This is a genomic window from Dermacoccus sp. BD5 (assembly GCF_044878485.1).
GTDB classification, from domain to species: domain Bacteria; phylum Actinomycetota; class Actinomycetes; order Actinomycetales; family Dermatophilaceae; genus Dermacoccus; species Dermacoccus nishinomiyaensis.
Genome location: NZ_JANJER010000015.1, coordinates 50,864 through 62,046, shown reverse-complemented (window position 1 = coordinate 62,046; position 11,183 = coordinate 50,864). Strand labels below are relative to the sequence as shown.

11 protein-coding genes are annotated in these 11,183 nt (G+C 67.8%); 7 read left to right on the top strand and 4 right to left on the bottom strand.

Annotated features, from left to right (window positions below):
- Window positions 1–505 precede the first annotated feature (505 nt).
- The 4 genes from NQ706_RS11425 (at window position 506) to NQ706_RS11410 (ending at window position 3,996) form a co-directional block, all read left to right on the top strand.
- Window positions 506–1,894 carry a hemolysin family protein gene (locus NQ706_RS11425; protein WP_038568077.1) on the top strand — a complete coding sequence of 463 codons (1,389 nt, stop codon included), beginning with the start codon at window positions 506–508 and terminating at the stop codon, window positions 1,892–1,894.
- Window positions 1,891–2,919 carry a CNNM domain-containing protein gene (locus NQ706_RS11420; RefSeq protein WP_038568075.1) on the top strand — a complete coding sequence of 343 codons (1,029 nt, stop codon included), beginning with the start codon at window positions 1,891–1,893 and terminating at the stop codon, window positions 2,917–2,919. The genes NQ706_RS11425 and NQ706_RS11420 overlap by 4 nt, the downstream gene beginning before the upstream one ends.
- Before the next feature lie 81 nt (window positions 2,920–3,000).
- Window positions 3,001–3,435: a DJ-1/PfpI family protein gene (locus NQ706_RS11415; RefSeq protein ID WP_081873651.1), complete on the top strand. Its 435-nt coding sequence runs from the start codon at window positions 3,001–3,003 to the stop codon at window positions 3,433–3,435.
- A gap of 117 nt (window positions 3,436–3,552) precedes the next feature.
- Entirely contained in the window at window positions 3,553–3,996 is a 444-nt protein-coding gene (locus tag NQ706_RS11410; RefSeq protein ID WP_038568072.1) for a nuclear transport factor 2 family protein, read from the top strand.
- Between the two features lie 104 nt (window positions 3,997–4,100).
- Here the strand turns inward: NQ706_RS11410 and NQ706_RS11405 are convergent, their stop codons facing one another.
- Window positions 4,101–4,421 (bottom strand): helix-turn-helix transcriptional regulator, encoded by a 321-nt coding sequence (locus NQ706_RS11405; RefSeq protein ID WP_200874208.1) that lies wholly within the window; start codon window positions 4,419–4,421, stop codon window positions 4,101–4,103.
- Window positions 4,422–4,561: 140 nt separating this feature from the next.
- On the opposite strand from NQ706_RS11405, the gene arsB reads away from it, so the two are divergent.
- Window positions 4,562–5,644, top strand: a complete 1,083-nt coding sequence (gene arsB, locus NQ706_RS11400; RefSeq protein WP_038568069.1) for an ACR3 family arsenite efflux transporter — start codon at window positions 4,562–4,564, stop codon at window positions 5,642–5,644.
- Complete coding sequence (locus tag NQ706_RS11395; protein WP_038568067.1) at window positions 5,631–6,107, top strand: low molecular weight phosphatase family protein; 477 nt, start codon at window positions 5,631–5,633, stop codon at window positions 6,105–6,107. The genes arsB and NQ706_RS11395 overlap by 14 nt, the downstream gene beginning before the upstream one ends.
- A gap of 195 nt (window positions 6,108–6,302) precedes the next feature.
- Here the strand turns inward: NQ706_RS11395 and NQ706_RS11390 are convergent, their stop codons facing one another.
- A complete protein-coding gene (locus NQ706_RS11390) occupies window positions 6,303–7,367 on the bottom strand; it encodes an alcohol dehydrogenase catalytic domain-containing protein (RefSeq protein ID WP_038570859.1) in 1,065 nt (354 codons plus the stop codon).
- A gap of 70 nt (window positions 7,368–7,437) precedes the next feature.
- Window positions 7,438–8,007 (bottom strand): DUF421 domain-containing protein, encoded by a 570-nt coding sequence (locus NQ706_RS11385; RefSeq protein ID WP_051805859.1) that lies wholly within the window; start codon window positions 8,005–8,007, stop codon window positions 7,438–7,440.
- Window positions 8,008–8,383: 376 nt separating this feature from the next.
- Between NQ706_RS11385 and NQ706_RS11380 the strand changes: the two genes are divergently transcribed.
- Complete coding sequence (locus tag NQ706_RS11380) at window positions 8,384–9,616, top strand: S1C family serine protease (RefSeq protein WP_051805857.1); 1,233 nt, start codon at window positions 8,384–8,386, stop codon at window positions 9,614–9,616.
- Window positions 9,617–9,744: 128 nt separating this feature from the next.
- Here the strand turns inward: NQ706_RS11380 and NQ706_RS11375 are convergent, their stop codons facing one another.
- Entirely contained in the window at window positions 9,745–11,109 is a 1,365-nt protein-coding gene (locus tag NQ706_RS11375; protein ID WP_038568064.1) for an FAD-dependent oxidoreductase, read from the bottom strand.
- Window positions 11,110–11,183 lie beyond the last annotated feature (74 nt).

The window sequence follows — 11,183 nt, the reverse complement described above, 5'->3', positions numbered from 1 at the left end:
TCCTCAACTTAATCCGTGCTGATTTGGTTCACTTTGGATGGTGCCTGGCGGCCGCCGGGCTGTCATCCAAAGTGAACCAGGCCCCTTATTCCGCGAGTCAGTGGTTCACCTTGGATGGCGAATGACATGTCGCTTTGCTTCCAGGGTGAACCAACAGCAGATAGCCAGGACCACGCCGCCTATTTGTTGCATCCAATTTGAACCGCGCCGCCCGGTTACAGGCCGACCGGGTGGAATGACCGCTTCTTGTCCCCGATGAGGGAAACGGCCGGTGCTTTCCGACCGGACGTGGGTCGTCGAGCGGTAGCGGCACCCGGTGCACCGCCGCCCCTAAGCGGACTAGGACAGATGGGGACACAGTACGGGCTACGCTGGGCCGTCACGCGCAGAGCGCGCGAGTCGCGCCCAGTGCGGCTGTCGCGAACCCACGATCGGGAATACGGATGAACCCCCTACCACCGCCGCCCTTTTCCAACATGTTCAGCGGACCCGGGGCGGAGCGGCCATGAACGACGCCTTGTCCCTCTTGAGCGGTGTCGTCGTCGTTCTTGCGATCACCGCAGTGACGGCGTACTTCGTGGCGCAAGAGTTCGCCTACATGTCCGTGGACCGCTCCAAGCTGACGGCTCGCGCGCAGGCAGGCGATGACACGGCACGCCGCACCCTCGCTATCACCCGCCGCACCTCGTTCCTCCTGTCCGGCGCGCAGCTCGGTATCACCGTGACAGGCCTGCTTGTCGGCTACGTGGCCGAACCACTCATCGGAATGGCGCTGTCCTCCATGCTCGGCGGAGTCGGCATCCCCACCGGCATCGGCCTGACCGTGGGCGGCATTCTCGCAATCACCTTCTCCACGTTCGTGCAGATGCTGTTCGGTGAGCTTTACCCGAAGAACTACGCTATAGCTCGCCCCGAGCAGGTCAGCGGCGCTCTCGCACGGTCGAGCGCCCTGTACTTGAAGGTGTTCGGTCCGGCCATCTGGGTGTTCGACAAGTCCGCTGAGCTGCTGTTGAAGCGTGTCGGCATCGAACCGGTGCACGACGTCGAGCAGGCCGCCACAGCGGATGACCTGCACCACGTTGTCGAGGCGTCGAAGCAGACGGGCGACCTCGCGCCGGAACTGTCAGACATGCTGGATCGCATCATCGACTTTCCCACCCAGAACGTCGATCACGCGATGATCCCCCGCGCTCAGGTCGACTCAGTGCGAACTGAAACAAACATCGCTGAGATGCGCGCTCTCATGGCGAAAGGGCACACGCGCTACCCCGTGATCGACGGCACCGACGACGTCGCCGGTGTCGTGCACCTCGTCGATGTGCTCGCCGCACAGGATGGCGATCGGCCGGTCTCGTCGGTGATGCGTCCGGCACTGATCGTTCCTGAGCTGATGGGGTTGTCCACCGCGTTGAGCGAACTCGACCGCGCCAAGCAGCAACTCGCATGTGTCATCGACGAGTTCGGCGGGTTCACCGGCATCATCACCGTCGAAGACCTGGCAGAGGAAGTTGTCGGGGAAATCACCGACGAGCACGACCCGGTCCTACCCGAGTATGCGCCGCTGCCCGATGACGGCCAGTGGGTGATGCAAGGGTCCGTGCACATCGACGAGGTCGAACGTGCTCTTGACGTAGACCTGCCCGAGGGTGAATACGAAACGGTGGCGGGCCTCGTGGTGGGTCGCCTCGGTACGCTCCCGCGCGTCGGTGAGCGTGTCGTCATCGACGTACCCCAGGGCCCGCGTGTACTGGCCGTGGATGAGGACGCCCCGCCATCCCGCCTCGACATCCAAGTTCTTGCTGTGGAACGGCACGTGCCGTCCCTGCTCAGGTTGACCCTGCTCGAACCAGAATCAGCCCCGCACGACACCGAGGAAGAAGGGAGCGACCGATGAATCCCTTCGCCACGACTATCGCGACAATCGTCATCATCGCCCTGTCGGCGTTCTTCGTCGCCGCCGAGTTCTCCCTCATCAACGCGCGCACCCACCGCCTTGAAGACAACCCGTCAGCGTCCGCTCGTGCGGCGCTTCGCAGCTCGGGCGAAATCACGATGCTCCTCGCAGCGTCACAGCTTGGGATCACCGTGTGCACCCTCGCATTGGGTGCCATCACCAAACCTGCCGTGCACCACGCCCTGATGAGACCCCTGGAGATGGTCGGCCTGGGTGAGACGGCGGCCGACGTCGCCGCGTTCGTCCTCGCGCTCATCATCGTCACGTTCCTGCACCTCGTCATCGGGGAAATGGCGCCCAAGTCATGGGCGATCGCACACCCCGAAAAGTCCGCGATCATGCTGGCGCGGCCGATGCGCGCTTTCATGCGTGTCACACGTCCGATCCTTGCGGCGTTGAACCGTGCCGCGAACTGGCTCGTGCGCCGCTCCGGTGTCGAACCGGTCGATGAAGTCAGCGAATCGCAAGACTCGACGTCATTGCGCCAGCTCGTCGAGCACTCAGCGAGCGTCGGAGCGCTCGACCTCGCCTACCGCACCTCACTGACAAGTGCAATCGACCTTGAACGCCTGACGATCGCAGACCTGCTTGACGGGCGTGGCGCCCCTACGGCGGCTCCCGCCACGGCAACCGTCGGTGATGTTCAGGCTGCCGTGATGCGCAAGGGGCACACGCGCGTGTTGCTGATGGAGCCCGCCGGCGCTGGTTCCGGCGTACGGGGCGTCGTGCACGTGCGAGACACGCTGATGCTCCCCGCGGCGACACCTGCGGACACCGTGGCCCGTCCCGTCCTCGAACTGCCCCGCGACACGGCCCTGCATGAAGCGCTTCGGCTGATGCGTGAAGGCAGCCACCAGCTCGCCGTCGTCACCGACAACGGCGCTTTCAGTGGCGTCGTCACCCTGGGCGACATCCTGCCCAAACTGCTGCCCCGCGCAGACGAGGTGACAGACGGCGCGGCGTGACGCTCGCCTCACCGAGCTATTTGCCTGCTTGGTTCACTTCGGATGCAAACCTGGAGCCGTCATTGACGCTCCGCGAAGGGCCTGATCCTCACACCGCGCGCGGAGAGGTCAACATTCCCCGGGGCCGACGTCGTCATCGAGCCCGGTGGCGACGGTTCGCTCGAGCGTCTGCGAGACGAGAGCCACCGCGGCTGGCTGCAGGAGGTTGCGCAGCGAGGTGCCATCGTCGCGAGTGTTTGCACGGTCCTTGCCGCCGCGGGGTTGCTGCACCAGCGCCCGTTCACGACCTACCACGACACGTTCGACAGCGTCGCGGCCCTCGACCCCAAGGCCCAACCATGCCCGGGTCAGCGATGGATCGACGACGGGCAGGTCATCACGGACGCAGGCGTCTTCGCCGGCATCGACATGGCCCTGCATCTCGTCGGACGCCTCGCCACCGCTGAGCGCGCACGCGAGGTCCAAGATGGGATCGAGTACCGCCCGGCGCCCCCGACGTGGGCGTCCCGATCATGACCGCGGTGTGCCCCGCCGACGCGGGGACGAGCACGTCGCACACCTCGTTGGCGTGGCGCGGACGTGTGATCGAACGCGTAGCATCCATCTGAACGACAACTATTCCAGGAGACCGCCATGAACGCACCCCGTCCCCCTGTCCCACCCTTCACAGCCGAGACAGCGGCCGCAAAGGTGCAAGCTGCCGAGGACGCGTGGAACACGCGAGACCCCGAACGCGTCGCCGGCGCCTATACGCCGGACACCGTGTGGCGAAACCGCGGCGAGAGCATCGTCGGGCGTGACGCCGTCATCGAGTTCCTCACTCGCAAGTGGGCGCGCGAACACGAATACCGGTTGCGCAAGAACCTGTGGGCGTTCACCGACGACCGCATCGCCGTGCGTTTCCAGTACGAGTGGCATGACGATGACGGTCAGTGGTGGCGTTCCTACGGCAACGAGCTGTGGCACTTCGATGCCGACGGTTACATGAGCCGTCGCGAGGCGAGCATCAACGATGTCGCCATCACCGAGGCCGAACGACGCGTACGGCCCGGACGAGGCGAACTTCCACCCTCCTGAACCCGCGCGCAGGCAGCGGTGCCGGCGTTCGAGTCACACCCGGCGCTGCAAGCGTCGATCAGAGGGGCGCACGCGCGATGGAGGTGACGCCTCCAGCGTTGTCGCTACGACCTCGCGAGCGTCGTCCGGGCCGCCACTCGGGACGACTCGACCCCCAGAAGCTCCCGAACCGGATCCAGCGACCCGGGCACACTGCGGTAGTAGACCCACGTGCTGCGACGTTCTGAGGTGACGAGCCCAGCGTCGCGCAGCTTGCGCAGGTGATGCGAGATTGTCGCCTGCGACAATTCCAGGTCCGGCAGGTCGCAGACACAGATCTCCCCCGGCGCCGCCGCGACGATCGCGTCGAACAGGCGTAGACGCGCCGAATCGCCGAGCGCCTTGAACACGGCAGCAGCGCGCGCAACATCTTTGTCGTTCGCCACGACTCGAGGCGCACCATCCCGCGACGTCGCCTCACCTCGCCGCTCACACCCGTCGATCGTCACTCAACTATTTTGACACATGTCGAATCACGCCTCACGATGGCACCGTATTCACCGATGACGAAACAAGGCGGCCGACCGTGAACTCCCCTGCATCGCCCCGCGCAAGACTGTCGACGCTCGACCGCTTCCTGCCCGTGTGGATCATCGCCGCCATGGTGACAGGCCTCCTGTTGGGACGCCTCGTGCCCGGCCTCGACGACGCCTTGTCAGCCGTCGAGATCCAGGGGGTCTCGCTGCCCATCGCCATCGGGTTGCTCATCATGATGTACCCGGTGCTCGCCAAGGTGCGTTACGACAAGCTCGACGCCGTCACGTCCGACCGGCGGCTACTCGGCGCCTCGCTCGCACTCAACTGGATCGTCGGGCCGTTGCTCATGTTCGCCCTCGCGTGGATCTTCCTGCCGGATCTGCCGACCTACCGCACCGGCCTCATCATCGTCGGCCTCGCGCGCTGCATCGCCATGGTCATCATCTGGAACGACCTCGCCTGCGGCGACCGCGACGCGGCTGCGGTGCTCGTCGCGCTCAACGCGCTGTTCCAGATCGTCGCGTTCGCCGCGCTCGGCTGGTTCTACCTCAGCGTCCTGCCCGGCTGGCTCGGCCTCGACCAATCACATCTCGACGTCTCCCCCTGGCACATCGCCGCGTCGGTTCTCGTCTTCCTCGGCCTCCCGCTGCTCGCGGGTTACCTCAGTCGCCGCATCGGCGAGAGGCGTTGGGGCCGTAAGGCGTACGAGTCGCGTTTTCTGCCCCGCATCGGGCCGTGGGCGCTCTACGGCCTGCTGTTCACCATCGTCGTCCTGTTTGCGTTGCAGGGCGCACAGATCACGTCGCACCCCCTCGACGTCGCCCGCATCGCGCTGCCCCTGCTCGCCTACTTCGCGCTCATGTGGGGCGGCGGCTACCTGCTCGGCCGGGCCCTGGGCATGGGCTACGAACGGACGACGACTCTCGCCTTCACCGCTGCCGGCAACAACTTCGAGCTCGCCATCGCCGTCGCCATCGCGACGTTCGGCGTCACCTCCGGCCAGGCACTCGCCGGGGTCGTCGGCCCGCTCATCGAGGTCCCCGTTCTCGTCGCTCTGGTCTACGTCAGCCTGGCTCTGCGCGATCGCTTCCCCCAACCCATGCTCGAGGCCGGCCACGATGCCCCGCGCTGACCGTCCCACCTCCTCGCCCGACGGCGCAGCTGGCGCGGATCGTCGACCGCGTGTCCTCTTCGTCTGCGTCAAGAACGCTGGCAAGTCGCAGATGGCGGCCGCGCTCACGCGCCATTTCGCTCGCGAGCGCCTCGATGTCCACTCCGCCGGCACTCAGCCCGGCAGGGCCGTGAACGCGGAGTCGGCGACCGCCGTCGCCACCCTCGGCGCAACCTTCGACGGCGAACATCCCAAGGCCATCGACCCCGCCGTGCTGCGCACTGCCGACCGCGTCATCATCGTCGGCTCTGCTGCACGGCTCGAACCGATCGACGGCATGCTCGCAACGATCGAGACGTGGCACACCGATGAGCCGTCGACGCGTGGCATCGAGGGCAGCGAGCGCATGCAGCTCATCCGCGACGACATCGCCGAGCGCTGTCGCACGCTCGTCGGCGAGATGCTCCACCGAACTCAGGGGTGAACAGAACTACCTCCCTCAGGCGCAAGATGGCCTTGTCGACGCCCCGCCCGTTGATGCGTCGCACCTCGCGCCCTCGGGCCCGCCATGACGCTGGGCGACGACGCACAGGACGGACGCTTCTTTGTCAGTGTTGTCGTCGTCTGGAGTGGTTACTGCCGGCAGCACGCGTACCGCGCTCGCCGCGAGCTGGGTGCGTCAGCGACGCGGGTCGATCATCGTCACGCCGGAGAGCGGCGAGGCGTCGAACGTCGGCAGCATCGCCGCGCCGTCGTCGAGGCTGACGGTGCGGGCGATGAGTCGCCCGGGATCTAGTCGGCCGTCGGCGACGAGCGCCAGCATCGCAGGATAGTCGGCGGCGGCCATGCCATGGCTGCCGAACACGTCGAGCTCCCAACCGATGACGCGGGCCATCGGCACGCGCGGATGCCCGTCCACCGGCGGCAACAACCCCACCTGCACGTGCTGCCCACGACGCCGCAACGCATGAATCGCGTCAGAACACGTCGATTCGCTGCCCACCGCGTCGACGGCGACGTGCGCTCCGCCACCCGTGATCTCGTGGACGCGGGCCGCCACGTCGACAGGCTCGTTGGTCTGAGCGACCCCGGCGCCCCTGGCCAGGACGACGGCGTCCGCGCCCTCGCGCGTCGCGAGCGCCAGCGCGTCGGCGTTGCGGTCCACGGCGACGACACGCGCCCCGAGCGACTTCGCGATCAGGACGGCGCTGAGTCCGACTCCCCCGGCGCCGACGACGCACACCCAGTCACCCGGCTGCACATCAGCACGAGCCGTCAGAGCTCGAAAGGCCGTCGCGAACCGGCACCCGAGGCTCGCGGCGGCCGCGAAGCTCACAGCGTCGGGGATGGCGACGAGGTTCGTGTCCGCGCGTCGCGCGACGACGTACTGCGCGAACGATCCCCAGTGCGTGAACCCCGGCTGATCCTGGGTCGGACAGACCTGCGCGTCACCGGTGCGACACCACTCGCAGGCGCCGCAGCCCTCGACGAACGGCATCGTCACCCGCTGCCCGACCCGCCAGTTCACGACGTCCGAACCGACCTCAGTGATAACCCCGGCGAACTCGTGACCGGGCACGTGCGGCAGCTCGACGTCATCAGGACCGGCCCACGCGTGCCAGTCGCTGCGGCACAACCCCGTCGCGCGCACCTCGACGAGGACGGCGTCGTCAGGCAGGGTGGGCACCTCGACCTCCTCGACGCCGACGGCCCCCGCGATCTCTTGCATTACCGCTGCGCGCATCGTCATCCCGCCACTGTGGCAGATCGCGAGAACACGTGCTCTACGGAAGCCACCCGATCTCGAGGGGTGTTCAGCGGCCGCCGGTCGTATCGACGTCACCGAACCCCGGCGGCAACCCGGCGATCCCGACCAGCAACTTCGGGTCGATGCTCTCGCCGCGCCGGACGACCGTCAGCGTGCCGCGCGGTTCTAGGACGGCGAGGGCGACGTCGTCGAGGTGCCGCACTCCCCCGGCTCGCAACCGTTCGTGCAACCGCTCGGCGGTGAGGCCGACGTGGCGCAGGGCGTCCGGGCGTGCCCGCCCGTCGATCATGACGGCCCACGCCCGGGCGCGACCCACGGCGCGGTGGCTGCGCATCGACATCACCGCGTGCAGCCGTCCGAAACCGAACTCCAGGACGAACAGGGTGGCCATCGCGACGAGCGCACCGCACAACGTCGGCGAGTTGCCCAGCATCGCGCGGGCGCACAGCGCCCCGAGGACGGTGAACACGGCGACGGACATCGTCGAACCGGCCGCCAGGTACCGCACACCCCAAAAATGTAGGATCGCGACGAAGACGGCGTACAGCACCACTGTCGCGACCACGACGCCGACGATGCCACTGGCGCTGATGCCGATGTGCGGCCAGATGTTCACACCGCCCCCTTTCGCTCCTGTCCCCCGGCGACCAGTGTCTCCTACCCCCTCACACCGTTCCGAGCCGGCCCCGGCGCGCGCATGTGCACGAGTTCTGAGCATCTGCACGAGGAATGTCGCGCACATTCCTCGTACAGATGCTCGAAAGTCGTGCAACGTCGCGGCCGTGCGCTGCGCGCCCCCCACCACCTGCCGCGCGGACGTCAGCCGACACAGCGACTCCACAGGTCGGCGACAGCGGACCCCACGGTGCGTCACCTTCACTGGGTCTCAACACGTCGACGCACCGCCGTCGCCGTCGCCCTCGCGCCAACACATCGCGACGCCAGGGACGCACACCATCGCAAGCCCGAGCACTCGCCCCAAGGAGCATCCCATGCGCAGCCCCGCCCTCGTCGCCCTCACCGCAGCATGCTCGGCCGCCATCGCCGCCCCCTTGGCGATCGGCGTGCACGACGGTTCCCTCAGCGCGTTCGACGCCGGCTCCGTCACCCGTCAGCTGCGCAGTCAGCTCGACGCCGCCAGCGGTCGCAGCACCACCGATTCGGGTAGCTCATCCACTGACACGGATCAGGGCGGCGCCTCGATGCCGCAAACCGCACCGGACGGCTCGAGCACGTCGCCGTCGAACGGCGGCGCGCAAGCCAGTGGCGCGTCATCCAGCGGAACGACGACGCGCGCCACCGCCGCTCAGAGCAAGGGCGTCGTCATGATCGACGTGGCCACCCCGAGCGGTGAGGCTGCGGGCTCCGGCATGGTGCTCACGGCCGATGGCACCGTCCTGACGAACTACCACGTCGTCTCCGGCTCGACGCAGATCCGCGTCACCGTCCCGAACGGCGGGTCATACACGGCAAGCGTCGTCGGGCACGACGAATCCCACGACGTCGCCCTGCTCAAGCTCAGCGGTGCGAAGAACCTCGATACCGTCACTCTGGACACCGACGGAGTCAGGACGGCCGAAGAGGTTCTCGCCGTCGGCCAAGGCGGCGGCGAGGGCGTGCTCTACGCCGCCTCCGGCATCGTGACGGCGACGGGGCGCTCGATCACCGCCTCCGAGCAGGGGTCATTGTCGTCCGGTGAGAACCTGACGAACCTCGTGCAGACGAACGCGCCCATCGTCGGCGGCTACTCCGGCGGGCCTCTGTTCGACGCCGCGGGCAAGGTCGTCGGAATCGATACCGCCGCATCCGCGACGAACTCGCTCACCGGCTATCAGCGCAGCAACGCCGAGGGGTACGCCATCCCGATCACGCAGGCCAAGTCGATCGCCGACGACATCCTCGCCGGCCGCAAGACGACGACGAATCACATCGGCGCGAAGGCCGCCCTCGGCGTGGCCGTCGTCCCGAGCTCGTCGTTGCGGGGCGCGAGCGACACCGGCGTCGTCGTGCAGCAGGTGCTGAGCGGCTCGGCTGTCGCAAGCACGGGGATGACGGCGGGTGACACGATCACCGCCCTCGACGGCAAGGCCGTCACCTCGAGCGACTCCCTCAGCTCGCTCATGGGCACCCGCTACCCCGGCTCGACGATGAAGGTGACGTGGAGCGACACCTCCGGCGCGTCGCACACGGCGTCCGTCACGCTGCAGAAGTCGACCGCGAACTGACGTGTCGCGGGTCTCGAGGTGGCCTTGCGCCATCTCGAGACCCGCGTGCCCCGCATCGGGACGCACGAGAGCAACTCGCCCCCTTGCATCCCGATCCAGCCGGGCCGGGCGCCATCGTCAGCAGCTCGTCAGGACGCAAGATCCTCGGCGTATGCCCGACCGGCGGCGATCATGTCCTCACGGGACACGACCTTGACGCGCTCGCGGCCGGCGCTCTCACCGAGGGCGATCTCGTGGGCGTCGAGACGCTCCCAGTGATCCCAGAGCGTGATCTCGACACCCGAATCAAGCAGGTGACGCAGCAGCGCGTCCGGGTCGCCGCCACTGGGCGTGGGCAGCGAGTCGAGGTCCTCGAGCAGGCACGCGATGGTCTCCGACGCATCCGACTTCGTGTGCCCGATGAGCCCGACGGGGCCGCGCTTGATCCACCCCGTCACGTACGTCGCTGGCATCGCCTCGCCGCTGACGTCCGTCACGCGACCCGCCTCGTTGGGCACGACGCCCGCGGCGTCGTCGAAGGGCAGGTCGCGCAGCGGAGAACTGTAGTACCCGACGGCGCGGTACACGGCCTGCACGTCCCAGTCGCGGAACTCGCCCGTGCCATGCGTCGTCGCGTCGCCGTTGAACTCCTGGTGCTCGGTGCGCAGGCCGACGACGCGGCCGTCCTCGCCGAGGATCTCGACAGGCGCCTCGCACAGGTGCAGGTGGATCTGGTGCGGCGCGCCGCTCGGCTCGTTCTCGAGGTACTTGAGCAGCGTGTTGACGACGAGCTTCGTCGACTTGCTCGCGTTGATGGCGGCCTGGCCGGCCTCGTCGATCTCGAAGCCCTCCTCGTGCACGATGACGTCGATGCTCGGGCTGTGCGACAGCTCGCGGAACTCCATCGGTGAGAACTTCAACTGCGCCGGGCCGCGGCGCGCGAAGACGTGCACCTCCGTCGCCTGGTTCGCCTTCAACCCGTCGTAGACGTTCTGCGGGATCTCGGTCGTCAGCTGCTCGTCGGCGGGCTTGGCGAGCATGCGCGCGACGTCGAGGGCGACGTTGCCGGCGCCGAGGACGGCGACCTTGCGCGCCGTCAGCGGCCATTCGCGCGGCACGTCGGGGTGGCCGTCGTACCAGGAGACGAAGTCTGCGGCGCCGAAGCTACCGTCGAGGTCGATGCCGGGGATGTTCAGCGGTCGGTCGCTCGAGGCGCCCGTGGAGAAGATGACGGCGTCGTAGTGCTCCTGCAGCTGCTCGAGGTCGAGGTCGGTGCCGTAGTCGACGTTGCCGATGAAGCGGATGCGATCGCCCGACAGCACGCGACGCAGCGCCTTGATGATCTCCTTGATGCGCGGGTGGTCGGGCGCCACGCCATAGCGCACGAGGCCGTACGGTGCGGGCAGCCGGTCGAACAGGTCGACGCGCGCGCCCTCGTGCTGCTTCGTCAGGATGTCCGAGGCGTAGATGCCGGCCGGGCCGGCTCCGATGACGGCGACGCGAAGGTCTCGCATGCAATCCCCTTCTACAGGTGGCACGGCGTTGGCCGCGCGGTGGTGGCGTCGTCGGGCAGGGTGATGTCCGGCAG